The following is a 24,966-nucleotide window of genomic DNA, read 5'->3' on the forward strand; positions in this document are numbered from 1 at the left end:
GGTCGCGGCTTTTTTCGTTGATGGGCCGCATGCCAGCCAAGTTGTCGAACGCGCCCACTTTACGGGCGAGGACAATGAAAGACGTTCGCGAATCGCCGCGCGTCGTCGAATCTTACTTTCCTGATATGATATCCGGACGAAATCGAAACGAGCGAGTCACCCGGATCGCAAACCGAACTGATCATCGAGGCATGAATGAGTACTGCGGAAACAACGCTAAGCGAAGACGTGAAAAAGAAGGCTGCCGAAGCGAAAGATCGTCTTAACGAGCACACGGTCAAAACGGTGCACTGGCACTTCAGCGATGAAACGGGCAGCCCGTTCTGGCTCCAGAAAAAGGCAGAGCTCAACTTTGATCCTCTTACCGATGTGAAGGGCTTCGATGACTTGAAGAAGTTCCCCTTGTTCGAAGACGATTGGTTGCGTGGCGGCCCCGTCCGGCGTTGGGTGCCCAAGGGTCACGCCAACAAGCCGACCTACGTTTTTGAAACGGGCGGCACCACCGGGGTCCCCAAGAGCCGGGTCGTGATCGAAGACCATTGGAAGGATTACGAGCTGTTCAGCGAAACATTGCCGGACAAGTACTTTCCGCGCGGCAGCAATTGGTTGATGTTGGGCCCGAGTGGACCTCGTCGCCTACGACTAGCCGTTGAACACTTGGCCCAACATCGCGACGGCATCTGTTTTTGCGTCGACTTGGATCCTCGCTGGGTCGTGAAGTTGATCAAGAAGGGTTGGATGGAGCACCTCGAGGAATACAAAAAGCACTGCGTCGATCAAGCCATCACGGTGCTGACAGCGGGTCACGATGTGAAGTGCATGTTCACGACGCCAAAGTTGCTAGAGTCGCTTGGCGAAGCATTGGAAGAACGCGGCACGTCATTGCAAGAAGTCGGGATCACCGGAATCTTCAGCGGTGGAACCGAATTCACACCCCAATGGACTCGGTTTTGTGTCGAGGAACTGCTAGGCGGTCCGGCCACCGAAGGCGGTGTCTACATGACGCCAACGTACGGGAACACGCTGATGGGCCTGGCATGCAGCAAGCCGGTCTCGGCAGCCGACGGGTACAAGATTTCGTATTACGCACCACAGCCGCGTGCGGTTACCGAAGTGGTGACGTTCGATGACTACAACCAACCCGTCGGCTACGGCGAAACCGGTCGCGTCAAACTTTACACGTTGACGGATGAGTTCTTCGTGCCCGGATTCATGGAACGCGACGAAGGCGAACGCGAAGCGCCGTTCGACATGTACCCCTGGGACGGCGTCAGCGGTGTTCGTCCGTTCCACGAACTGGCCAGCGGTACAACCGTCGGCGTTTATTGAAATAGGGAACAGGCGTCAGGGAGCAGGAATCGCAGATCAGCTTTGATCTACTAATGCTTGCCTGACGCAATTCGTTTCCGTTTTTTACCTGAAACCTGTCTCTTGAAACCTGTTGCCTACTGCCATGATCACCCTCAGTCCGCTCCGTTGGGGCAAGCCTTACGAATCGCTCGACTTCACCGACGTCGTTCACTTCGACACCGGCGAACCAATTGCTAAGATAGGCAACGTCGGTGGCGGAATCGTCGGTCGCGATATGAAGCAAGCCCACAAGGCTCGCGAAGCGTTGCTACAGTTGTCGACGGACGACTTGATCGAAAAATGTAAACAAGCTGCAGTCCTATTCGAGACATCCGATTTGCAAGTCGGTGATTCGATGCAGTCGGTCGACCAGTTCGTTCATCAACAATCGGCCAGCACGGGACTTCCCGAGCACATGTGTCGATCGAACATGATGAAGAACAGTTTCGTGCTAAGCCACATGGACCAAATCCTCAACTGCTTGACGCGAGGACTTGATCTGTCCATCTTCTCGCGCGGGTATGGCGAAGAGGGACGCGGCGTCACGGTCAGTTACCAAGCACAAACGCCGATCCTGGGCGCCGTTCTGCCCAACAACTCGCCCGGCGTTCACACGTTATGGTTACCCGCGATCCCGTTGCAAATTGGGCTGGCACTCAAACCGGGATCGCAAGAACCTTGGACTCCCTACCGCATGGTGTCGGCGTTCATTCAAGCCGGCGTTCCCGCGGAAGCATTCGGGTTGTACCCAGGCGGCCACGACAGCGGTGGTGCCATCATGACCAAGGCACCACGCAGCATGATTTTTGGGAGCGCTCAAACGGTTGCCCAACATGCCGGCAACCCGCGCGTTCAAGCTCACGGCCCCGGCTTCTCAAAGATCTTGATCGGGGATGATGTTGTCGACGACTGGGAAGACTTCTTGGACGTCATGGTGGAAAGCGTGCTCAGCAATTCCGGACGAAGCTGCATCAATTGCAGCGGGATCTGGGCTAGTCGTCACACCAAGGAAATCGCTGCTGCGATCGCCAGACGAATCGGTCCAGTCAACGTGTCGCCGCCGAGCGACCCCGATGCCCAATTGGCCGCCTTCACGGTGCCGGCGATGGCAACGGGAACCTATTCGATGGTTCAACAAGACTTAGCCGAATCCGGTGTCACGGACATGACGGCCGAGTTCGGCGAAAAGCTGATCGAGCGAGATCACTGCGCATACCTTCGTCCAATGGTCGTGCATGCCGATTCCCCGGACCGCGGCGTTGCATCCAAGGAATACATGTTCCCATTTGTCAGCGTCGTCGAATGCCCGCAGGCCGAAATGCTGCGCCGCATCGGTCCAACGTTGGTCGGTACCGTCCTAACCGCGGACGAAGCGTTCGTCCACGCGGCCGGCGGATGCATCGAAATCGATCGAGTCAACATTGGCCCGATCCCGACGAACCGATTGAATTGGCTGCAGCCGCACGAGGGCAACATCATCGACTTCCTGTTCCGATCGCGTGCCTACCAAATGGCCGACCTGCCGGTCAAAGCCGCGACATAAGCTTACGTGGGCGATCGCCGAGTCGCGTGGAAACGAAGAACATCGCCTGATTTGCGGGGCAAATCAGGCTTGGGGTGCGGGTGCGAGCTATAGTCGAGAGTTCGGAGATCTCTCACTTGGCAAGCAAAACCGACATGACCGATTCCACCCTCACGACCGGCGCTGCGGCATCGCAGCCGACGGTTCCGTTGCCGCCGCAAGGCGTCACCGGTCGGTGGAAGGATCCTGTTCCGGAAGATCCGGCGATCGTCAAACGGCTGCGGGCCGCCTCGCGTCCGCAGTCGACCGTCGGCCCATCGGTGCCCTCGGTACCGCCGATCAATACTTCGGACGAACCGTCTTCGACGCTGATCGTTCCGTTCTTGGTCAGCACGATCATCCACACAATCCTGCTGATCATTCTGGCCCTGATGACCTACTCGACCAAAGTCGGATCGGGCAGATCGCTGACCGCTCGCCAGGGCGAAACGACTGTCGTGATCCCGCTCGAGTCCGTCGAAACCGAGCCGACGGTCACGATCAACATCAACGGCGCGATGGCGGAAGAACCCGTCGCTGTCCATTTTGCCAGGGCAGACCCCGCAGCGATGGCATCACCCATCGCATCGGTATTACCATCGACCAACACCGAGCCCGCCGAAATTCCCGTCGCCGCATCGCTGGCCGATGGTGGAAAGCCCGCAACTTTGTCACGTTTACCAGGTGGCGGTTTGTCCGGACGAACTCCCGAAGGTCGCAAACGTCTGGGCGAGAAGTACGGCGCGTCGGGACCGAGTGAACGTGCCGTCGAAGAAGCACTTCGGTATCTCGCCGAACACCAACGACGCGACGGCAGTTGGTCGTTCAACCTAAAACTGGATCCTTGCAACGGGCGTTGCACCCACAGCACCAAGGGCGGCGATAATCCTGCGCCGTCGACGGCCGCGACGGGGTTGGCGCTGTTGGCGTTTCTCGGTGCCGGACACACGCACATCGGCAGCACCGAGTACGCGGAAACCGTTCGCAAAGGCATTTACTATTTGCGCGACGTCGCGTCAGAATCGGAAGCCGGATATGACTGGCAAAAAGGCAGCATGTATGGTCACGGTATCGCGCTGATGGCCCTTGGCGAAGCCCTTTCGATGACGACAAAGAAGGGCCACGAGAAAGAGTCGGACATCTACGAACTGGTCCAACGGGGCGCCCAATTCAGCTGCATCGCACAACACAACAGCGGTTCATGGGGATACCGACCGCAAAGTCCCGGTGATACGACCGTAACCGGTTGGCAAGTACTTTCGTTGGTCGCAGCGCGGCGCAGCCACGTCGATTTGCAAACACATACTCTGCAGATGGCAAAGAAGTTTTTGAAATCGACGTGCGAAAACGATGGCTATTGGTTCGGATACCAAGGACCACCCGGCGAGAAAACCACGACCGCAATCGGCTTGACCATGATGCTTTACCTGGGTGAGTCGCATCAGAAGACGTTGTTCCGAATCGCTCTTGACGAAATGGCCGCTCGTGGCCCAATGCTCAATAACATTTACCACGACTACTATGCGACCCTGGCACTGCACCATGCCCGACATCACGACTGGGACCAATGGAATCAAAGGCTACGCGATCACTTGGTGGCCACCCAAGAGAAAGAAGGACACCAACGGGGAAGTTGGCACTTTCCGGGTGAAAAGTATGGCGACGTCGGCGGGCGACTCTACACCACTGCGATGTGCACCTTGACATTGGAAGTCTACTATCGCTACTTGCCGATGTACGAGGACGTGGAAGAATTCCCACTCGACTAGTCTTCCGTCAATTCATCGCTAGCCATCACGAATGACGGCGCGGCGACTCGATTCGGAAGACCGCGCCGCCGTCGGGTGCTTCGACGTAATCGATTTCCCCCCCCAACGCCTCCATCGTTTGCCTAGCGAGCGCCAAGCCCAATCCGACACCCACGGCCGTCTCGGCGGCACGCTCTGCTGACTTCGTAAACGGCTGGAACAACGATGCCGCAAATGTTTGCGGGACGCCTGGCCCGTGATCTGAAACTTCAAATTTCACGCTGCTCAGATCGACATCGATACGCAAACAAACAGTTCGATCCGTTGCTGTGACTGCGTATTTGGCTGCGTTGTCGATCAAGTTGAAAAGGACTTGCTCCATCGCAAGTGGATCGGTTCGCCAGTCGCCGTCGCCACGTTGCGCTATCTCAAGCGTCATGTTCGACATCGCCAAGCGATCGACCAAACGACCACGAATTCTCTCGATCCAATCCGAAACGTTTACCGTTTCCATCGCCAGGGGTGACGAAGTTTGTTGCAATTTTGAATAGCGAAGCACATTGTCAACCAGGTGCGTCAAGCGATCGGCTTCGGTGCTGAGCGTTTGCAGGTACTCACGACGCTGTTCTTCATCCGAAATGGCACCACGTTGCAGCAAGTCGGTATAGAGCCGGAATGTCGTCAACGGCGTGCGAAGCTCGTGCGTCACAGCCGACACAAAAGCGGCGCGACGTTGTGTCAACGACATCAATCGATCCAGCGTCAATGCGGCAAGGACAACGGCGGAAAGCCAGGCAGCCCACGCCAACCCCAGCGCCGTGGCCGTAGCCGAATCAATCGACGACGCGACCATCGGTGGCGGGACCACCAACCGTAACGGCAACGCGGCCAAAGTAGTCTCTGGACGTGGAGTGTCGGCGGGACGGGTCGCGACGATATCGACGTCCGCCAACAAGTCTGACACGTCCGCAATCAACGAATCTTTCAACGCTGGCCAGTCGACCCACGTCGCCGTCACTGCGCACTGAAGCGACTCGCATGATCGAACGACAAACAGTTCGCCCTTCACCCACACCGGAAGAATCTCCGTTGGCTGTCCGCTCATTGAGAGCTCAGCAGCCAAAGAAAACTGCGCCGATTGGTTGAACGACATTTGTTGTTGAACGGCTTGCATCCGATTCTGCAACTCGACCTGATCACGGTTCGATGCGACAGCTTCGATCGGGTCCGCAATTCGTTTGGGAAATGAATTGGAAATGACCGTCATCCATTCATCCGGTGATACCAAAGTTCTCAACTCGTTCAACCAGGACGCAGTGTCGCTTGTCATCTCCATGCCATTCTTGGCGGCCCGATCTTCATAGCGATATGTTGCCGAGTCTTTCACGGCCTTTTGCCGAGGCACCGTCTTTTCCCAAGGCAACATCGGCTGCACGGAAAACCAGCCGTGTCCCCATCCCCCATCGCGGTTCAATTCCATCGCGGCCTCGTTTTGATCGTTCATCGTCGCGACCATCGGCCCCAACCGCGAATCGAGTCGCCACAGCGCCACACGAACGTTCTGCTGCAAATTCTCGCGTGCCTCACTGGACTGCCTCGCCTTTGCAAGTCCGGTGGCATGTCGCGACAACATCGCCAACCCTAATCCCGTGGTGATCGCGGCAAAGATCAACACGCACCAAAGCGACCGAGGCCGCGTCATCGTCTGCTTCCATGTCCACCACCACGCTCGCATCATGACGGGGCAACCCAACGCGTGTCGAAGGCATAGCCGCTTCCACGAACGGTTTGGATCAGTTCGACGTCGCCGCAGACGCGACGAAGCTTTTCACGAAGCCGGGCAACGTGCATATCAACCGTTCGCGTGGTCAGTCCCTTGGCATCGATTTGCCAGACACCCTGCAGCAACTCTTCGCGAGAGATCACCCGACCCGAACGACGGGCCAAATATTCTAACAGCATTGATTCGCGATCCGACAACACTTCGGTGCCGCATGCCGACGCCAACGTCCGAGTCGCCCAGTCAACCGTGACATCGGGCACTTCAATTTCAACACCCGACGCAGCCCGTGGCGGCGCCCGTCGCAACACGGCTTCGACGCGGGCGAGCAGTTCGTCGACGCTGAACGGTTTGACGACGTAATCGTCGGCACCTAGCTTCAATCCACGCACACGATCCGACGACTCGCCCCGTGCGGTCAGAATGATTACCGGCAGCAACGGTCTTTCGCGGCGGATCGTCGCCAACACGTCCAGTCCGTCGCCACCAGGCAGCACCAAATCCAACAGCACCAAATCACAGGGCTTTCCCATTGCCATCGTGATGGCATCGTCGAACGTTCCCGCTTGCCATGCGACGTAACCGCCGGCTCGCAGGGCATCCGTGATGCCACGGCGAATCGCGGCGTCGTCTTCAATGGTCAAGATTCGGTGCGGATCCATCGTTGCTTCTAATGAGAATCGCTGGATTGCGGAAGCCGACCCAACGGTGACTCCATCTTAGTCGATGTGGCCTTTCCATCCCGGCCGATAGCAACAAACGCTTCATCGCGAGAAAGTCCCAACCAAGGATCGTCCAGCGGCATCAGAAACACGTTGGCGTAGATCCGCGGCGTCAATTGCGATTCCGTCATCAAAGCATCAGCATCGGCGAACCAGTCATCGATGCGAGTCTGCAAAACGTAGAGATTGAAAACCGTATCGCGGGCGATCATCGATTCGCTCTGCATGACGGCACGCAATAGGGGCGTCTCGACGGCTGACTTGCCGACCGTTGTCACCATCGCCACTTCGGCAATCGGTTGCTCAACCTTCACGACAAGCTTACCCCCAGAGACTTCGTGTTGGGCAAGTTCGACCCAGCCCCGATCGAATGGATTGACGTCATGGACCGCTTGGTCGGCCGCGATGGCAAGACGGGATTCACTACGTCGTTTCGCCGCGCGATCGCCATGGTGTCGTGCGATCAAGGAATGATGCAGCCCCGAATCGAGTGATTGAAGTCGACGCCAAAGATCATCCGTTTCCTGCAACCACTGGACGAACCGCTCGGCCGTCACCAAACCCGGCATCGCGTCGATTGCAACACCATTCGAATCCAGCATCAGGTGGACGCTGTTGCCGATGATAGGTTGCACCAGCGTTCGCCCCTGTCCCATATCGATGGTAACCAGGGGAACCTCTCGCACCGATTGCCAGTGCAGAACATAGTGAGATCGCAAACGCTTCGAAACGGTTGTTACCGGATACAGCGTCGTCCGAAAGAACCGGCTGTTGGCACAGCTACGTTCTTCGTCCAACCGACCGAGCAGACGGAGACTCAAAATCGGCTTGCCCGTCGCCTTCGATACGGCCTTCGCATCGTCAAGCGACGTATGCCAGTACAGCCGTGACGTTGACGCGTCCTTCTGCGCAGCAACGCGATCGATGACCTGTTTGATCGTGGCTATTTCACGTTGCTCTGGCGAAAGCCGATCGAGCAGTTCGTCCAAGCCCGCCGTACCGCGACGACGTACCGAGTCGATCCAACTACTTGCAAGCGGCGATTGAACGTCAAAGTCTGGATCGGAAGCGGCTGTTATCAAACACGCGATCGGATCGGGTGTGCGACACCTTGAAACAGGATCACCCGCAACTGCGGAATTCGCAGCGAAGCAGATTGCGGCAAAGCAGATTGCCGCGACGGAAACGGATCGGTTTAGGCGGTTCATGACAGAATCCTGTTTTCGAGTAAGAACCAAGTGGCGATTCACTTGCGATCTTACGCGTCTCATCACGTCGGTGACGTAACAGGTTTGTAACGAGATCGTTCGCACGTCATCCATGCGACGAATCGGCAATCAACCGGCCTTCGCCCCGACGGAACTGGCTGGATCGACCGGATCGACACCCAAATTCATAACCGTTTGCGAATGACCGGCGGCATCCTTCTTGGGGTGCGTTCCGAGCAACTGATCGCCACCCAACATCGTTAGCCCGAACCAATAGTTCTCGTTCTGGAAATGGTGCAAGCGATGGTTACGCCAAAGTCGCCGGTAAATTCGTCCCTGCGGCACGTACGATGTGTGAATCAAAAAGTGGACCCATTCGTAGTTCAAAATCAATGCGAACGTCACCAAGTTACCGGTCATCGCGGCACCCAGCGTCAGCCAACCCAACAAATAGGGGATCGCCCACATCATTGGAACGCCACCTACGAAAGCGATCACGAAGTAGGTCGTGGTCAGCCCGAACTTGGGATCCCACGGATTTCGGTGGTGAGCCCGGTGCGTCTTGGTGATCAACAGCTCGACTTCGCGGCCGCCGATGCGAATGGGGGGACGATGTTCCAACCACGCATGAATCAACCATTCCTGGATCGGCCAAGACGCGACGACCCCGACGGCGACGACCAGATCCCACCACGTGGGCTGGCCCGTGACGATGCGAACCAGCAAACTGACGATGCAAGCGACACCCAAGACGCGTGGTCCCCAGAATTTGAACAAGTCGCGAGCTGCTTGACTCAATCTGATTTGTTTTCCGAAGCCCGGCTTCTTGCCCGTCGGCGGCATGGCTTCGGCTTCGGTCCAGGTATAGGAACGAGTCCAAAAAAACAGTCCCACCACTGCGGCAAAGTACAAACCAAACCCTAATCCCGTCATTCCATCGCTCCGTCCGTTGAGTGGCGTTGCCGACCGAATGATCGAGATCGCCTCGCCGCATCATAAAGGCAAGCGACCCCAATCGGTAAGAGCAGAATGAGGCACGAAGACCGACGCCAACTACTTTCGGTACTCGTCCATGTGCTTCAAGTCGGCGCCCTCGTATTCCCGCTTGAGCTGCCATTTCGTACGCTCGAGCGTCATTTCCCATGCGAACAACTGCTTGAACATGGCTTTCACCCTGTCCGGATGGGCGCCGGCTAGGTTGTTCGTTTCGGCGACATCTTTGCTCACATCGTATAGCTCTGCGGGACGGTCCGGAAAGCGAATCAACTTCCAATTGCCATCGCGCACAGCCCCGCGAGATTCCTTCTTCCAAAAGAGGGTTTGGTGAGGCCGAGCCTTGTTTTCGGCAGCTACGAACGGCCGTAGATCAACGCCATCGACCTTCTTCAAATCACCCACGTTCCCGCCGGCTGCTGCATAGAACGTTGGCAGCAGATCAAACATGCTGATGGAGTGCTCGTACTTTGACGCCGGCTTGGTGACACCGGGCCAACGCATCACGAATGGGACACGAATGCCGCCTTCCAAATGAGTCGCTTTCGTTCCACTCAGTGGTGAGTTGTCCGAGGCATTAGCATCACTGGGGCCGCCGTTGTCGTTGGTGAAAATCACGATCGTGTTCTCATCAAGTTTCAGCTCAGTCAACTTGTCCAGCACGCGACCACACGCTCGATCCATCGACAACGTCATTGCGGCTAGCTGCCGGCGCGTGCCGGCCAGGTTGGGAAACTCTTCGATGTCCTTTGCTTCGGCCTGCATCGGATTGTGAACCGCGTTGAACGAGAGCATGACAAAAAACGGACCGCTTTGGTTTCGCTCGATGAAAGCGATCGTCTCATCCGCGAAAGCGTCTGTCAGATACTTGTCGGACTCCGCAAAGTCTCCGATGCCTCGTTCGATCCGGTCTTCGGGGCGATGGTTCGGATTGCCGTTACCGAACGCAAAGTAGCTGCGAGCACCACCACGGAAACCATAGAATTCGTCAAAGCCACGATGCAGCGGGTGAAATCGTTCGGCATTACCTTGGTGCCATTTTCCGATCAGCGCCGTTCGGTAACCAAGCGTTTTCAAATGATCAGCAACCGTGGTTTGATCGAGCGGCAGTCCCATCTCATTATCTGGCAGACATGATTCGCTCATGTATCCGGGAACGTTGTTCTCTTCAAAGCCGAAACGTTGCTGATACCGACCGGTCAGCAGCCCAGCACGCGAGGGCCCGCACACAGCCGCCGTGACATACGCCTGTTCGAACAACATGCCCTCTTCGGCAAGAGCGTCCAAACGTGGCGTTCGCATCTCACGACTGCCGTGAAATCCAAAGTCCGCATAGCCCGCATCATCAGCAAATAGCAAAACGATATTGGGCGGCCCACTGGCAAATAGAGACGAGCAAACCAGAACGGAGAGCCCGATCAAAAAGGATCGGCCGAGCAGGACTGGATGTTTCATTGGATACTTCAGTCAATTTTTTTTGAACTTGCGGATGTGCATCCATCCCCTGATGGTCCGTGGACGCATTCAACACGTGATTCTGTTCCCAAATTTACATCGAACTACTCCGCAAGCTTCCAAGTCCGAATCCAATCGTACTGGGTCGTTCGCTCTTCCTTGGTACCGCTTGCGATCAATCCACCGTCCTCAGGCACGGGGTTCCAATCGTACGTTTCAATCGCCATTTGGTAGTGCGAGGGGACATCCCAGTCGACGTTGGGTTTGATGGAATAGGTGTATTTTCCGTCGAGGTAAAACATGACTTCACGCGGCGACTTCCACCACGCTCCGTAGACGTAAAAGCGTTCCGAGTTCTTCGTTTCGGTGGGAACAGAGCCCTGTAATTGATCCTTCTCGGGCTGATCCTTCGTAGGTCGACGAATCATGTTCGAATGAAAGATCTTGTTCCATGATCTGCCCCAACCATCGGTCTTGTCAGACGTTCGCCCGACGCACTCTTGGATATCAAGTTCCAACTTCTGTTCGCTGTCCGACGGAGTCATCAACCAGAACGTGGATGACATTTCGGTTGCGTTGGCCTTCATCCGGCATTCAAAATACATGCCGACATCGCCCGGGGTTCGCGACCGGATGATCGCCCCGTGATACTTGAATTCGTGTCCGTGGATGACCTTGGGCTCGTCAAGTTTCCCAACGGTCACATTCATGTGACCATCGGCGACCTTGATGCTACTCTCTTGAAAGAGTCCCGGCGGACGACCGATCCATCCCCACCCCTTGGCGGCCGGGTCAGCATTCCACTTGTCTTTGTTCAACGCCGAACCATCGAACTCGTCGGAAAGCGGTTCGACGGGCAACCAAACTCTTCCTGTTGGCTTGGGATCTTGCCCTTCACCGAAAAATGGCTGCGCGGCAGCGGACTGCGAGAGGACAAGACACGTCAATACGAAAGGAAGCAATCGTTTCAAGGTCAATGCTCTTCAAGAATATTGGTTGAACGGAAATAGCGAACGAAACTCGGTTGACCAGACGTCATCACTGCACGATCACTGTACGTGCGAATTAGAACGGATCCTTTGGACGGACTTTGATGATCTCGGCGTAGTCGACGATGCCCGAATCCTGTTTCCATGTTTCACACATCTTGGCGAGTCGCTGTACCATGGCGAGATCAGAATCCGCCAAGTTTTTTGTTTCGGCAGGATCTTTTTCAAGATCGTATAGCTCGTAAGCTATGCCAGTCGCTTTCACCGTCTGCAAGTACCACCCAGGCTCGATCAGCAGTTTCCAACGGCCCTGGTAGATGACGCTCTGTTGCCCCTTGTCGTTGAAGAACAGAGCCTCCATAGGCGCCATGGTCTCGCCCATCAGCGTCTTCAACATGCTGCGACCATCCAGCCCCCGGAGTTGTTGGCCACGGAACGAATCGGGATACTCGACTCCGGCGACTTCAAGGCACGTTGGCGCAACGTCACCCACCCAAGACTGATTGTTTGAAATGGATCCTGGCTTGATGTGATCTGGCCACACGGCCATGAAGTGCGTCTTGGTTCCGCCCTCCCACACCAGCGCCTTGGAACCCACGTAGGGCGTGTTCATAAAACCGTCGACATGCGAAGCACAACCGTTGTCAGACAAGTAGATGATTAGGCTGCTATCAAACTCGCCGGATGCTTTCAGAGCGTCGATCACCCGACCGACGTTCTCATCGACCTTCTCCATCATGGCAGCATGAATCGCCAACTGCAGCCGGAACGCCTTGTCCGTGACATTGGGAATCCATCGTCGGTGGGCTTCCGCCGATTGTGGAAACAGACCGTTTGCCTTCAGCCCGGCCGCACGATTTGACGCCACCTTGGTCAGTTCCTGAAATCGAGGCAAGTATTTCTGCACCAGTTCCTCCGGTGCTTGCAAAGGTTTGTGCGGGGCCCGATACGCGACGTACATCAGGAATGGTGGTTTGTCCGTTCCCGATGCCCCTTCGATCATTTCGATCGCCCGGTCCGTGACGCCATCGGTGTCGTAAAACGCCTTGCCGGTCTTCCCGTGATTCTTGCTGGATCGCCCGCCCGGCTTGTCCACGTAGCAGTGCATCGCATAGCTCTGGCTGTAGTCCAGCTTTGCAGGCTTGTTCCCATCCATGATTCGATGGGGTTGGCCGGGGAGAGCAAAGAAGTCGTCCTGTGCACCGTACAGCCCAAAATATTCATCGAAACCACGTTGGCTCGGCAGCGCATTAAAGTCGGATTGAATCTCGGCATCGGTCAACTCCCAACCTTCGTGGGTCTTCTTCCATTCGTCCTGCCTTACGGACGAGTCCTTCATCAGACTACCACCCAAATGCCACTTGCCTGACATCATCGTGTGGTAGCCGGCTACCTTGAGCAGTTCAGGCAATAGCGGTATCTCGTACGGCAGTCGACCGCGATGCGCCGGATACGGCATCTCACGCGGCCAATCGCCCAGCGATCCGCCGCCGAAGCCAACCTTCGCGCATTCCAATCCGCTCATCAATGACGCGCGAGTTGGACTACAACGGCCATTCGAATAAAAGTTGCTCAGCCGCATCCCTTGCGCCGCCAAGGCGTCTAGATTGGGAGTGTCGATTTCACCGCCGTAGCACCCCAAATCGGTGTAGCCGGAATCATCAGACATGATGATGACGATGTTCGGCCTCTCAGCCGCACAAGCCAGACTTGTGACCAGCACAATCATGCACAGGACGACCGATTTCATAGTCATTGTTTAGTCTCGATCGCTGTCAGTACTTAGGATCGAGCGGGAAATAAATGTACGAAGGGCATTCTTGCCCGTCGCGAACATCTCGGGCAAGAGTGCCCGAGTCACGACAGTTATTTTCCGCTCAATCCTTCGTCAAAATTTAGTCAAAAAGTGTGGGCGAACGCTCCGCGGTCGTTTGCTATGTCTCCGACGAGAACCTATTCCGACGCAGCGCGGTACTCGTACATTTCCCTTCCGATTTGGCGCGCCGCGTTGATCGTTTCCTCATACGGCGTGTCACAGTTGTCAACAAAACCGACTTGGTAGTTTTCGCCGTCGCCACGACCGGCGGTTGGTTCCGACGTGTACTGGAACCAATGCGTACCGACGATGTTCGGGTTGGCCAGCGCGCTGTGCAAGAAATCTTTGTAACATTCCGCACGATGCTCTTGATCTCGCGCTGGTACTTTCGTCGGATGAAACAGCCCACGATCGAGTGCGCCGAAATGGAACTCGCCAATCATGATCGGCCTGTCCGTCCCTTCCGACGAATGCAAGTCAGACACGTCGTATCGATATTGATTGAAACTGACCACATCACAGGAATCCGAAGCGGCTCGCAGACTGACATCGTTGAACCAGATGAATCGGCAACCGAGATACAATTGACCCGGCGCCGCTTTGTCGAGTTCGTCTTTCACCGTCGCGAAATAGGTTTCGGCAAACTTGACCGAGAACGCATGCAAGTCATCAGCGGCTTTGGCCGCGTCCGGCAGCGTCGTGCTTTCCGTAAACGCTTCCCAGTTTTCATGCGCGGTCCCCCAAGCCTCGTTCAACTTTTCGATGGTCTCGTACTTGGCTTTTAAGTCGGCCACAAACGTTTGCTTCGCCGCCTGAGTTGCCGGACACGCGAGCGTCCATAGCGCCAACGAGTTGTTGTCACCCCAAAACAATTCGTTGTCGACATAGAACCCGAGACACCAAGGATCACCGATCGATTCACCACACTTTTCGATTCCCGCAACCACCGATTCGCGAAACTTGGGATCGAAAACGTCGGCGAACTTTGTCCACATTTTCTGAGCGCCATCAAGCGTCGGGCAGTCCTCGACGTAAACGAAAGCGGTGTAAGGAGTTCTGTGTTGCAGGTAGACGGCCGGGTCGGACCACGATGCAAGCGTGTTCAATCCCCAACTTCGCAGACGTTTATGAGCGACGTCGGCAAACTCGGCGGGCCAATCGCCGCCATACTTGCGATACAAGTTCGCGGTGTAGAAGTTGTACATTTCAAAGGGGACACGATCGGCATAAAATCCGAACGCCCAAGTACTGGTATTGTAAAACTGGCCAAGCGGAACATCCTTGGATGGAAGATTGCGAAAGTAGTCCTCGCGGTCATCGATTCCGGTTCCTCCGAAACGAATCGAAACCGCATCAATACCGTGGGACCAAAATCGACACCCGTCGGGATCGATCAGCCACCATTTTCCGTCGTGCTTTTCCGTGCGAAAAAACTTGCCCGGTTCACTCTTGGGACCGTCTTGCCAGCCACCGAAACGATTGAAACTCTTGGGCCCCGGATGCTCGGCCAGTTCTTTCTGTTCCGATTCGCGGTTCTGGATCAATTGCTCATCAGAATGAATCTTGCCTGGCCACTCACCGTGGATGTATTGGCCGTACTCGTCGATGAAAGGCAAAAATGCATCTCGGTCCAAGACCGTCACCGGCTTTTCAAATCGAACATTATCGATCGTGAACTGATGGTCGGTGTTTGGCGTTCGCAGAAAGAGAATGACTTCTTTGATCTTTGCTGGGTCGATCGCTTGTTGCCCCGGTGCTGCGTGCATGCCGTGAAGCTTGAGCGGTTTGGAAAACTGCCACGGTGTATCAGAAAGGCTGGCCGAAACGGTTCGCGACTCGCCGGGTTTGACAAAAGTCATCACGGTCACGCTATCGGTTTGCCCGTCGCCACCGGGGTTATCGATCCGCAGCCCGAGTTCAAACCCTGTATCACCAGTGTTGGAGACGTCCATCGCGAAACGTTGATAAGGCGAGCCATCCCAGAATTCACCCTTCGGTTTCAGCGTGATGCCTGGCCAGTCGATCTCGTGCCCCGATTGGACCTGCAACTTCGTGCCGGATCCCGATTCGGCGATCGACAACTTCATGTCGCGGGCTTCGATACCGGCAAGCTGACTTTCATCGTCGAAGCTAAATAGTACGCGTTTCGCGTCCGATGCATCATCCGCTGAGACGCTCGAACCGACAAAACTGAATGAGAGCAGGATACAGATGCAGTAGCGGTATTCAACGATTGACATGACAGCTTCGACGATAGTGATGGGGGCGGCAAGGAGCGTCAGGGAACGGACCCGGATGAAGCCTCCACCCTAGCCTTCGCCGATGCCAACATTCGCAAAAAAAACGCCTCGATCCGAATGATCAAAGCGTTGATGTTCTGCAAATTGAATTTGTGATTATTGGTTCTTTCGGCGCCGAATACAGATTCCCAATCCGACGGAAGCCAAGCCCATCAGTGCCAGACTCGATGGTTCGGGGACAGAGACGGCACCTGAACTGATACTGATCAAGTTGACATTGCCATTCTGGTTTCCGCGGAACCGAAATCCCAGATATGCGTCGTCCGCTCCCGTCCAAAGACCGGCGTGAGTCATGGTGTAAGAAGTCGATGCGCCAGCCAATTCGGAGGTGATATCAAAAAGGTTCGTTGTCGCTGATCTAGTAATCGTGGTCGTCACAGTGCGGTAGGCGTCATCAAAAGCAATCTCCGTGTCGAACTTGCTAGTGAAGCCAATCGCTGAAAGCCAAAAATTGCTGTTCGTGTTATTTTGAAAAACGGAACTTCCGATAGCAGCTGTTGCGGAGTCACTCATATTGGCGGCGCTATTGGAAAGCCCGATATACCAAGCCCCGCTGTTCTGATTCGCGAACGTTCCCACAAAGTTCATATCGAGTGTGAGCGTGAGCGTCTTACCGGCGGCAAGTTCGCTAGTTACGTTCGCGGAGCTACCGGTATGGACCGGGCCGGCAGCATTGACGCGCCCGAGGAGTCCCACTCCTGCCGCATCGGAAACACTGTAACTAGGGTGGGCAACCCAGGTGTTCTGGCCGTTTAAGCCACCATCCGCGAAGGCGGGGGAGTCACTATCAGAAAAGCTGGTGGAGTAGTTAACGATGTCAGCCGAGGCTGCTGCCGTTGTTAGAAGGGAGGCCATGGCAGTGGCAGCCATGATTGCGAGTGACGTTTTCATTTCATTAATCCTCTCTTGTCTTGCTTCTTTTTCGTTGTGCTGGAAGTGCGATCACAAACGGCGCTAAGTAACGGAAGTTAAAAATGCCCCTCCTGCAGGCCAATGGCAAACCACCGACAAAAACGCGATTCTTTGTTAATTGTAGACAACCTAAGGTCCGGGGGCATGTGCCAAACTCACCCACATGGGTGATTTTCCTCAAATTTTCCATTCCGCCCATGGCCACGATACGGCCGCAATCGGTCGCCGCAGAGCCAAGTCACGTGAAAAGCGTTACTTGGCTACTTCGCCCTTGGCGGTGTGGCTGACGACGCGGTGCGACGTAAAACGGCGGATGTATTGGTAGTCACCTGTCTTGTATTGGTGCGTCAGCCCCCAACGCAGTATCTCGGTCGGCTCTTTTTCGTTGTCGGCGTGACGGTTCAGCCCAATGGCGTGGGGGGCGTCCTTGATCACTGACATGATTTCAAAATTGATGCCGTCGGGTGACCACTGGATCGTGTTCTTTTCGGGGCCGTCCGTTGTGATCAGCGAGGCGATACCGCCGTTGTAGGGCCAAACACAAACTTCGTGACCGCTGTTGCTGATTGGGTTGTAAGGGCTCTTGATGTAAGGGCCTTTTGGGCTGTCGGCAATCGCCACCCCGTGACGGATTTGACGTCCGCCAAAGGTGATCGCTTCGCCCATCTGTTCACCCTTGTAGTAGAGGTAGAACTTGCCTTTGAACGGGATGATGCACGGATCGTGAACTTTGTGGCTGTCGAAGTCACCCTTCTTTTTGACGTGAAAGCGATTGTCTTCGTCGCCATCCCAGACGCCGTTGTCGGCGGGACTCAAGATTGGCTCTTTGCTTTTCGTCCAAGGTCCATCCGGTGATTTTGACCAGGCCAAACCGATTTGGTTTTTGACGCGCACCATGTAGGGAGATTTAACGGTCTGATAGCAGAGGTAGTACATCCCGTCATGCTTCATGATTTCGCATGTGAAGACCGAACGATCATCGTAGGCGCCCTTTTCACCGCGAGGCACCGCCATCCCTTCTTCTTTCCAAGTGATCCCGTCGGGTGAGGTGGCGTACCACAGGTCGCACCGATCCCAGGGAAACACTTTTTCGTTTTCAATGTCGCCGGCAAACCCTTGGGTCGGCCCTTCACCACGCGAGTACCAGACGTAGTACTTCCCATTCTCTTTGATCATCGCGCTGGGATCACGGCGGATGACGCCCTCCTGGTAGGCGAGGTCGCCTTTGAGATCTTGTGTCTGGAATTCGACGAACCATTCATTGCCAATGTCGGGCCATTTCAAAGCGCGCTTCGACGCGGCACTTAGCTTGTCCGGATGGGTAATTCCAAGGAAGTCGACTTGTTCGGGTGTCGGCTGAATCGAATCCTGAGCCAGCGATGTCACCGTAAGGAACAGACAAATGGATAAGGCAATGATTGGTGAAGCGAGTCTCATACGTGTCCTCGGTATTGGTTCGTTCTGAATGCGTACGAATTGTCGTCGAATCGGGGCGGCGTCTGTGAAAGGCGAGTCGCAACAAATCCGGTCTCGGCCAGGCTCGCTAGAGACCTGGGATCCGTGGTCGACCACGAAATGCAGAAAACGTCAGAGAGCAACTCGCCAGCATGTTGATTGTTAACAATAATCGAGATACAACTGGGGCGTCAATGGTCGCCCCCGCATCGGTTCCTCGAAAATGAGTGCTAACGCGTGACTCCGCCACTCACTGAAGACGAGTTTGCATGCTTGATCGCCGAACACGGTCGCGCCATTCGTGCGTTCATTGGAAGATTCGCCCCCAGCCTTGCCGATGGCGACGATATTGCCCAGCAAACCAATCTGACGCTATGGCTCAAACGCGATCGTTTTGACCCTTCCCAGAGTTTCTCGAAATGGGCGCTCGGTGTCGCGTTTATCGAAGTCAAGCGACGCCGCACACAGCTTGGGAAATCTAAACTGTTCTTCAGCACCGATTCGCTGGATCTGATGCAGTCCGAACCGATCGTTGATTCAGATTCCGTGGCCGAACGCAACCAAGTTCTGCAGGAATGCATCCGGAACCTGAACGATACCGATCGCGGTTTGATCGAACTTCGATATCGGCAGGGTTTGTCCGTCGCCGAAACGGCGAAGACGTCCGGGATGCAGTCGAGCGCCACTTACAAGGCGTTAAAACGAATCCGGGAGCGACTGAGGGAAGGCGTTGAACGCGCCGTCGCAGCGAGCGAACTGGGAAGCGGTTCGCTTTGATCGCGAACGACTTTCCCTAGCGATCTATTTTCACTAGCGGACAACTCGAGCACCACCGCCGGCCATCACCTTTTCGACTTCATCGACAGTCACCATGGTCGTGTCACCGGGCGTGGTCATCGCCAGCGCCCCGTGGGCGGCGCCGTAGTTGACAGCTTTCGCGGGTTCACCGGATGTCAAGAAACCATAGATCAATCCGCTGGCAAAGCTGTCGCCACCGCCGACCCGGTCCATGATTTCCAAACGCGGAAACTTCTGTGACTCATAGAACTCGCCACCATGCCAAACGATCGCACTCCAATCATTGATGGATGCCGAATGGACTTCACGAAGCGTTGTTCCGGTGGCAATGAAGTTCGGAAACTCGGCAACAGCTCGCTGGATCATTTGCTTGAACTTTTCGACATCGATATTTGCCAGGTTCTCATCGACGCCTTCGACCTCAAGCCCCAGACACGCCGTGAAGTCCTCTTCGTTTCCGATCATCACATCGACGGACTCTGCGATTCGGCGATTGACTTCTTGTGCCTTTTCGTGCCCGCCGATTCCTTTCCACAGCGACGGGCGGTAATTCAGGTCATAGCTGACGATGGTCCCGTGCTTCTTGGCGCACTCGACCGCTTCGATGACCACATCGGGCGTGCTGTCGCTGAGCGCAGCATAGATTCCGCCGGTATGAAACCACCGGACGCCGAGCTTGCCGAACAGCCGCTCCCAATCGATATCGCCGACTTTCAATTGGCTGGCCGCGGTCAGGCCACGGTCGGGACAGCCCACCGCGCCGCGGATCCCAAACCCACGCTCGGTAAAATTGAGTCCGTTTCGAATCGTTCGACCGAGCCCGTCATACGGCATCCACTTAACGAAACTCATGTCGACGCCGCCTTGCAGAATCAGGTCCTCGGCGAGTCGGCCGATTTCGTTGTCGGCGAACGCGCTGACCAATCCGGTCCGCATTCCAAAGCAACGGCGCAAACCGCGCGCGACGTTGTACTCGCCGCCACCTTCCCAAACCTGAAATTGCCGCGCCGTACGAATGCGAGTCTCGCCTGGGTCAAGGCGAATCATGACCTCGCCGAGCGACACGAGGTCGAACTGGCAATCTTCGGCGGCTTTGGTTTTTAGCTTTGGGGGCTCAGGCTTCGTGGGCTCAGATTTTTTGGTCATCGTAGTACCGAACGGTTGGGTTGATTCATGCCGACGAAGGGTACGGCATTATTTGCTGGCCAAGGCAACAGCTTCGGATGTCAATCGTTTGACTTCATCGAACTTTCCGTCGCGAAGTAACTCGGGCTTCACCATCCAACTTCCGCCGCAGGCAACCACCGACGGTAGGGCAAGATAGCTGCTCAGATTGTCCAAGCCGATGCCACCGGTGGGAATGAATCGCATATCGCCGTAGGGACCTTGCAAGGCCTTCAACATTCGGGCGCCGCCGATTTGTTCGGCCGGAAAGAACTTGACGATCTTCAGGCCGAACTCCATCGCGGTTTCTAAATCTGTCGGACTGGAGACACCGGGAAAGATCGGCATTGCGTTGTCCAAGCACCACTGGACCGTCTTGGGATTGAAGCCCGGTGCGACAACAAACTTTGCCCCCGCATCAGCCACTTGCTTGGCTTGATCCACGCTGTGAACCGTACCCGCGCCGACCAAAAATCCCGCACGATCGGCCAGCGACGAAATCGCCGCCAAACCGGCGTCGGTTCGCAGTGTGATTTCGGCAATGGGAAGTCCGCCACCGGCCAGTGCATCGGCAAGCGGGCCGGCGTCATCGGCACTCTCGATCGCAACGACGGGGACAATCCTGAGCGACTGAATTTTCTCGATCAAACTAATTCTCCGACAAACTGGTATCTTAAAACGTCACACATCGACCCTTGAAAACGCACCCGCAGCACGGTACGATGTTAACAATTAACAGCAAGCCTTCAAGAGTCACATCGAAAGGCACGCAAAGGATTTCGGAACATGTCGATGCAACCTAAAACCGTTCGAGAGCAGGTCACCAATCAAATTCGCGACGACTTGGTCTCGGGACGCTTTGAAGCGGGGTCGATGCTTCGCGAAATCGAGTTGGCAAGCCGTTTTGGTGTCAGTCGTGGACCGGTACGTGATGCCTTCATTCAACTCTCGCAGGAAGGGTACCTAGCATACCACGCAAATCGTGGCGTGATGGTTCGTCATCCACCCAATCCAGACGACCGCAAATTCATCACTTCGATTCGACAACAGATCGAAACGCATGTCATCGAAAAGGGGATCGCCGTCCTTTCGGACAAATCGCTGGTCAACGTCGAGGCGGCATTGGATCGCTTGAAAGTGGCGTGCGACGAAGGCAAAGCCACCACGATCGCACTGCGCGATATCGAATTCCACGAATCGATATTGGTCGCCTGTGGCGGCGAGGACATGGTCGGTGCATGGCGTCAACTTTGTTCACGCATGTTGCTGACATACACCCGTCTTCGCGACTATCAACAAACCTATCGCGAGCACTTTGAAATCTTCACGCCTCTTTCGGCACGAGACTGCAAAGCGACCATCGCGGCGATCAAAGCCAACATCAAGTAACGGCAAGCGATACGAAACGCTGCCACGCCCTCTCATTTGTTCGACGGACTCGAAATATGTTCATTGGTATCGCGGCGGCCCTGATTGCGGGGACCATGCTAGGTCTCTATGCCCTTCCCGGCAAATACACGTCGGACTTTGAAGAGGAGAACAAATGGAGTCTGTTCTTTGTGCTGACGATGTTCGTGGTGCCTTTGATCGCCACGCTGACGTTGATGAAAGGCGTCGGCAACATCTACTCGGGAATCGATTCCAGCATCTTGTTGACGATGATCGTGTCCAGCTTCCTGTGGGGTGTCGGCGTCATGATGTGGGGCAAAGCCATCGACCACATCGGTTTGTCGCTTGGCTTTTCGCTGTTCATCGGCACCGTGATTTTGGTCGGCAGCGTGTTACCGCTGGGCATCGCGATTTCGAAAGGCCAACCGCTGCCTTCGACGCCGGCGATGATCGCGATCCTTAGTGGGATTGCGATCGTGTTGCTGGGCGTGCTTTCCAACGGACGCGCCGGACTGACTCGCGAAGCCGACGAAGTCGCACTGAAGGCCGCCGAAGATGCCAAGGCCGAAAACAAAGAATCGACACAATCGAAATCTTACGCGTTGGGAATCTTCATCGCCGTGTTTGGCGGACTGCTGGCGACCGGTTTCAACGTCGCGTTCACCTATGGTGCGGGGCCGCTTGGCGACGCGGTCAAAGCAAACGGGAACCCAGGATGGATGACGGCGATGGCGGTCATGTTGCCGGTCTTTTTAAGCGGCGGTGTCGTGATGACGCTTTACTTCCTGTTTCAATTGTCCAAGAAAAAAGCGTGGGGCAAGTTTAAGACTCCGGCGTTTGGCAAGAACTTCATCTTGATCTTCATCATGGCGTTCTTTCACTACGCCGCTTCGGCGATGTACGCGTTCGCGGCGGACAGCCTGGGTGCGAACGGCCCGATCGTTGTCTACGCGATCTTCAACACGACTTGCCTGGTTGTCGCCGTGATCAGCGGAATCTTGACGGGCGAATGGACGAAGGCATCGCCGGCGGCCCGACGTTGGCTCTACACCGGACTGGCATGCATGGTCATCGGTGTTTTGGTGCTGGCATTCGGCCAAACGCTCGATCAAGCACCTGCGGCGGCAAACTCTTCGCCCATCCAACAACTTGTCTCTCACGCGTAGTTCGAACCTATGAAAATTTCCAAAGCAGCGTTTGGTGAGATCCAAGGCCAAGCCGTGGACTTGTTCACGCTCGAAAACGACAACGGCGTGACCGTCAAGATCACCACCTACGGCGGCACGGTGACATCCATCGTGACACCGGACAAAGACGGGAAGCTCAGCGATATCGTCTGCGGCTTTGATACGCTCGACGGCTATTTTGCGGACGAATACAAAACGAACTCGCCCTACTTTGGATGCTTGGTCGGACGCTACGCCGCCCGAATCAAAGACGGCAAATTTGTTGTCGACGGCAACGAACACCAAGTCGCCACCAACGACGGCCCGAACCACTTGCACGGCGGCGTGATCGGTTTCGACAAACGGATTTGGGACGTCGCGGGCACTGCCGAAAACGATGACTCGATTTCGCTGACGTTGTCGCTCGATAGTGCCGATGGCGATGAATCGTTCCCCGGAAACTTGAAAGTCGTTGTCGAGTATCGATTGACCAACGACAACGAGATTCGAATCAACTATCAGGCCGAAACGGACAAGGCGACGCCAGTATCGCTGACCAATCACACGTACTTCAACTTGAACGGTTTCAAGGACAAAGTGCTCGATCACGTTTTGCAACTCAAAAGCGATCGTGTTCTCGTTCCTGACGAAACCAATGTACCGGTCGGCGACGAAGAGAACGTTGTTGGCACGGCAGCCGACTTCAACCAACCCAAACGAATCGGAGACGCGTTCGACGAACTGCCGTTGGGCTTTGAACACTTCTATGCCTTCAACAAACCGGCCGGCGAACTCGACAAAGTTGCCGAAGTGACCGAGCCAACGACGGGCCGAAAGCTGGAAGTCCTTTCGACCGAACCGGGGACGTTGCTGTACACGGGCCGATACACGTCGGACAATCTGAAGCGGGAAAGCGGTGACCAATTTGGTCAATTCCGCGCCTTCTGTATCGAGACATCCAAGTATCCCAATGGTCCCAACATCGACGGGGCGCCGAAATGCGTCTTGAACCCCGGCGAGAAGTACAACGAAACGACCATCTACAAACTCAGTTGGGCCTAACGCTGGCCGCACGACCGCACTCCTCCATCACGATCAACTTCAAACCAAACGCGACATGAAATCAGTACAGTACAAAGGCGACCGGACTGTTTCGGTAGGCACCAGCGAAGCAATCAAACCCGGCCCCGGCGCTGCTCGCTTGGAAGTGGCATACTGCGGCATCTGTGGAACCGACATTCACATTTTCCACGGCGCGATGGACAAGCGTGTGCAGATGCCTCAAATCATCGGCCACGAAGCTTCCGCCGTGGTTGCCGAAATCGGCGAAGGCGTGACGACCGTTGCCGTCGGTGATCGCGTTGCCGTTCGCCCGTTGCACTTTGGCGAGCCATCGACGTTTGACAACGGCTTCGCGCATGTCGGAAAAAACTTGAAGTTCATCGGCATCGATATGCCGGGCGGAATGCAGTCGTCATGGACCGTACCGGCCTACACGCTGCACAAACTGCCCGACGGAATGGATCTGCAACACGGCGCGATGATCGAACCGGCCGCCGTCGCTTGTCACGACGTCCGATTGGGTGAAGTCAAAGCGGGCGAAACCTGTGTGGTTATCGGTGGCGGCCCGATCGGGTTGCTGATCGCATTGGTTGCGATGGACAAGGGAGCCACAGTGATTCTTTCGGAAGTCAATCAGTCGCGATTGGATTTGGCCGAAACACTGGGCATCAAGGTCGTCAATCCGACCAAACAAAAACTGCCCGAAGCGGTCAGCGAAATGACCAACGGCAAGATGGCCGATTGCGTCTTCGAAGTGTCCGGATCGGCGGCCGGCGTCGAAGTCATGACGGAGTTGCCAAACGTGCGCGGTCGCATCGTGATGGTTGCCATTCACCCGCAGCCAAAGCCGGTGAACCTGTTCAAGTTTTTCTGGTCCGAAATCAAAATGATCGGCGCGCGACTTTATGAAGAACAGGACTTTGACGAAGCGATTCAAATGGCCGCCAGCGGCAAACTGCACCTCGACAAACTGATCACCAAGGTCAGCCCCATCGATGATGTCCAAGCAACGTTTGAAGCGATCGATGCCAATCCCGATGGCATCAAGTACCTGATTCAGTGCAGCTAACCATCCACCAACATTTCTAATTCTTGATC

General features: G+C 55.6%; 20 protein-coding genes. 8 read left to right on the plus strand and 12 right to left on the minus strand.

Features of this window, described 5'->3' with window-relative positions; all coding sequences use genetic code 11:
* Window positions 1–195 precede the first annotated feature (195 nt).
* The 3 genes from Poly51_RS09550 to Poly51_RS09560 all read left to right on the plus strand — a co-directional run bounded on the left by Poly51_RS09550 (window position 196) and on the right by Poly51_RS09560 (window position 4,680).
* Window positions 196–1,329: a hypothetical protein gene (locus Poly51_RS09550; RefSeq protein ID WP_146456643.1), complete on the plus strand. Its 1,134-nt coding sequence runs from the start codon at window positions 196–198 to the stop codon at window positions 1,327–1,329.
* A 124-nt stretch (window positions 1,330–1,453) separates the two neighbouring features.
* The gene (locus Poly51_RS09555) at window positions 1,454–2,893 is read left to right on the plus strand and encodes an aldehyde dehydrogenase family protein (protein ID WP_146456645.1); all 1,440 of its coding nucleotides are present in this window, start codon (window positions 1,454–1,456) and stop codon (window positions 2,891–2,893) included.
* A 134-nt stretch (window positions 2,894–3,027) separates the two neighbouring features.
* The gene (locus Poly51_RS09560; protein ID WP_146456647.1) at window positions 3,028–4,680 is read left to right on the plus strand and encodes a prenyltransferase/squalene oxidase repeat-containing protein; all 1,653 of its coding nucleotides are present in this window, start codon (window positions 3,028–3,030) and stop codon (window positions 4,678–4,680) included.
* A 25-nt stretch (window positions 4,681–4,705) separates the two neighbouring features.
* Here Poly51_RS09560 and Poly51_RS09565 read toward each other — a convergent pair whose 3' ends face one another.
* The 10 genes from Poly51_RS09565 to Poly51_RS09610 all read right to left on the minus strand — a co-directional run bounded on the left by Poly51_RS09565 (window position 4,706) and on the right by Poly51_RS09610 (window position 18,271).
* Window positions 4,706–6,361, minus strand: coding sequence for a sensor histidine kinase (locus Poly51_RS09565; protein ID WP_186775437.1), 1,656 nt, complete (start codon window positions 6,359–6,361; stop codon window positions 4,706–4,708).
* Between the two features lie 32 nt (window positions 6,362–6,393).
* Window positions 6,394–7,101 carry a response regulator gene (locus tag Poly51_RS09570; protein WP_146456651.1) on the minus strand — a complete coding sequence of 236 codons (708 nt, stop codon included), beginning with the start codon at window positions 7,099–7,101 and terminating at the stop codon, window positions 6,394–6,396.
* A gap of 8 nt (window positions 7,102–7,109) precedes the next feature.
* A complete protein-coding gene (locus tag Poly51_RS09575) occupies window positions 7,110–8,369 on the minus strand; it encodes a hypothetical protein (RefSeq protein ID WP_146456653.1) in 1,260 nt (419 codons plus the stop codon).
* Between the two features lie 129 nt (window positions 8,370–8,498).
* Window positions 8,499–9,302 carry a sterol desaturase family protein gene (locus Poly51_RS09580; protein ID WP_146456655.1) on the minus strand — a complete coding sequence of 268 codons (804 nt, stop codon included), beginning with the start codon at window positions 9,300–9,302 and terminating at the stop codon, window positions 8,499–8,501.
* A gap of 120 nt (window positions 9,303–9,422) precedes the next feature.
* On the minus strand, window positions 9,423–10,817 hold the full coding sequence (locus Poly51_RS09585) for a sulfatase (protein WP_146456657.1): 1,395 nt from the start codon (window positions 10,815–10,817) through the stop codon (window positions 9,423–9,425).
* 104 nt (window positions 10,818–10,921) lie between these two features.
* Complete coding sequence (locus Poly51_RS09590) at window positions 10,922–11,788, minus strand: glycosyl hydrolase (protein WP_246114380.1); 867 nt, start codon at window positions 11,786–11,788, stop codon at window positions 10,922–10,924.
* A gap of 94 nt (window positions 11,789–11,882) precedes the next feature.
* A complete protein-coding gene (locus Poly51_RS09595; RefSeq protein ID WP_222435816.1) occupies window positions 11,883–13,562 on the minus strand; it encodes a sulfatase-like hydrolase/transferase in 1,680 nt (559 codons plus the stop codon).
* Between the two features lie 197 nt (window positions 13,563–13,759).
* A complete protein-coding gene (locus Poly51_RS09600; RefSeq protein ID WP_146456659.1) occupies window positions 13,760–15,862 on the minus strand; it encodes a beta-galactosidase in 2,103 nt (700 codons plus the stop codon).
* Window positions 15,863–16,018: 156 nt separating this feature from the next.
* On the minus strand, window positions 16,019–16,813 hold the full coding sequence (locus Poly51_RS09605; RefSeq protein ID WP_146456661.1) for a PEP-CTERM sorting domain-containing protein: 795 nt from the start codon (window positions 16,811–16,813) through the stop codon (window positions 16,019–16,021).
* A 273-nt stretch (window positions 16,814–17,086) separates the two neighbouring features.
* Window positions 17,087–18,271, minus strand: a complete 1,185-nt coding sequence (locus Poly51_RS09610; protein WP_146456663.1) for a glycoside hydrolase family 117 protein — start codon at window positions 18,269–18,271, stop codon at window positions 17,087–17,089.
* A 255-nt stretch (window positions 18,272–18,526) separates the two neighbouring features.
* Between Poly51_RS09610 and Poly51_RS09615 the strand changes: the two genes are divergently transcribed.
* Window positions 18,527–19,066 (plus strand): sigma-70 family RNA polymerase sigma factor, encoded by a 540-nt coding sequence (locus Poly51_RS09615; protein WP_146456665.1) that lies wholly within the window; start codon window positions 18,527–18,529, stop codon window positions 19,064–19,066.
* 33 nt (window positions 19,067–19,099) lie between these two features.
* On the opposite strand, the gene Poly51_RS09620 is transcribed toward Poly51_RS09615, so the two are convergent.
* Entirely contained in the window at window positions 19,100–20,233 is a 1,134-nt protein-coding gene (locus Poly51_RS09620; RefSeq protein WP_186775438.1) for a sugar kinase, read from the minus strand.
* 48 nt (window positions 20,234–20,281) lie between these two features.
* A complete protein-coding gene (gene eda / locus Poly51_RS09625) occupies window positions 20,282–20,899 on the minus strand; it encodes a bifunctional 4-hydroxy-2-oxoglutarate aldolase/2-dehydro-3-deoxy-phosphogluconate aldolase (protein ID WP_246114381.1) in 618 nt (205 codons plus the stop codon).
* A 138-nt stretch (window positions 20,900–21,037) separates the two neighbouring features.
* Here eda and Poly51_RS09630 point away from each other — a divergent pair, with 138 nt between their 5' ends.
* Genes Poly51_RS09630 through Poly51_RS09645 form a run of 4 tightly spaced genes read left to right on the plus strand, consistent with a single transcriptional unit; the run spans window position 21,038 to window position 24,937 of the window.
* Window positions 21,038–21,640, plus strand: coding sequence for a GntR family transcriptional regulator (locus Poly51_RS09630; RefSeq protein WP_146456669.1), 603 nt, complete (start codon window positions 21,038–21,040; stop codon window positions 21,638–21,640).
* Between the two features lie 56 nt (window positions 21,641–21,696).
* Window positions 21,697–22,806, plus strand: coding sequence for an L-rhamnose/proton symporter RhaT (locus Poly51_RS09635; protein ID WP_146456671.1), 1,110 nt, complete (start codon window positions 21,697–21,699; stop codon window positions 22,804–22,806).
* 9 nt (window positions 22,807–22,815) lie between these two features.
* Window positions 22,816–23,868 carry an aldose epimerase family protein gene (locus tag Poly51_RS09640; protein ID WP_146456673.1) on the plus strand — a complete coding sequence of 351 codons (1,053 nt, stop codon included), beginning with the start codon at window positions 22,816–22,818 and terminating at the stop codon, window positions 23,866–23,868.
* Between the two features lie 55 nt (window positions 23,869–23,923).
* Complete coding sequence (locus Poly51_RS09645) at window positions 23,924–24,937, plus strand: zinc-dependent alcohol dehydrogenase (RefSeq protein ID WP_146456675.1); 1,014 nt, start codon at window positions 23,924–23,926, stop codon at window positions 24,935–24,937.
* Window positions 24,938–24,966 lie beyond the last annotated feature (29 nt).

This window comes from Rubripirellula tenax (assembly GCF_007860125.1).
Lineage (GTDB): Bacteria > Planctomycetota > Planctomycetia > Pirellulales > Pirellulaceae > Rubripirellula > Rubripirellula tenax.

Excerpts from the sequence above, each read along its gene's own strand:
- Poly51_RS09550 (WP_146456643.1), top strand. The coding sequence starts at position 196 with ATGAGTACTGCGGAAACAACGCTAAGCGAAGACGTGAAAAAGAAGGCT.
- Poly51_RS09555 (WP_146456645.1), top strand. The coding sequence starts at position 1,454 with ATGATCACCCTCAGTCCGCTCCGTTGGGGCAAGCCTTACGAATCGCTC.
- Poly51_RS09560 (WP_146456647.1), top strand. The coding sequence starts at position 3,028 with ATGACCGATTCCACCCTCACGACCGGCGCTGCGGCATCGCAGCCGACG.
- Poly51_RS09565 (WP_186775437.1), bottom strand. The coding sequence starts at position 6,361 with ATGACGCGGCCTCGGTCGCTTTGGTGCGTGTTGATCTTTGCCGCGATC.
- Poly51_RS09570 (WP_146456651.1), bottom strand. The coding sequence starts at position 7,101 with ATGGATCCGCACCGAATCTTGACCATTGAAGACGACGCCGCGATTCGC.
- Poly51_RS09575 (WP_146456653.1), bottom strand. The coding sequence starts at position 8,369 with ATGAACCGCCTAAACCGATCCGTTTCCGTCGCGGCAATCTGCTTTGCC.
- Poly51_RS09580 (WP_146456655.1), bottom strand. The coding sequence starts at position 9,302 with ATGACGGGATTAGGGTTTGGTTTGTACTTTGCCGCAGTGGTGGGACTG.
- Poly51_RS09585 (WP_146456657.1), bottom strand. The coding sequence starts at position 10,817 with ATGAAACATCCAGTCCTGCTCGGCCGATCCTTTTTGATCGGGCTCTCC.
- Poly51_RS09595 (WP_222435816.1), bottom strand. The coding sequence starts at position 13,562 with ATGACTATGAAATCGGTCGTCCTGTGCATGATTGTGCTGGTCACAAGT.
- Poly51_RS09600 (WP_146456659.1), bottom strand. The coding sequence starts at position 15,862 with ATGTCAATCGTTGAATACCGCTACTGCATCTGTATCCTGCTCTCATTC.
- Poly51_RS09605 (WP_146456661.1), bottom strand. The coding sequence starts at position 16,813 with ATGAAAACGTCACTCGCAATCATGGCTGCCACTGCCATGGCCTCCCTT.
- Poly51_RS09610 (WP_146456663.1), bottom strand. The coding sequence starts at position 18,271 with ATGAGACTCGCTTCACCAATCATTGCCTTATCCATTTGTCTGTTCCTT.
- Poly51_RS09620 (WP_186775438.1), bottom strand. The coding sequence starts at position 20,233 with ATGACCAAAAAATCTGAGCCCACGAAGCCTGAGCCCCCAAAGCTAAAA.
- Poly51_RS09630 (WP_146456669.1), top strand. The coding sequence starts at position 21,038 with ATGTCGATGCAACCTAAAACCGTTCGAGAGCAGGTCACCAATCAAATT.
- Poly51_RS09635 (WP_146456671.1), top strand. The coding sequence starts at position 21,697 with ATGTTCATTGGTATCGCGGCGGCCCTGATTGCGGGGACCATGCTAGGT.
- Poly51_RS09640 (WP_146456673.1), top strand. The coding sequence starts at position 22,816 with ATGAAAATTTCCAAAGCAGCGTTTGGTGAGATCCAAGGCCAAGCCGTG.
- Poly51_RS09645 (WP_146456675.1), top strand. The coding sequence starts at position 23,924 with ATGAAATCAGTACAGTACAAAGGCGACCGGACTGTTTCGGTAGGCACC.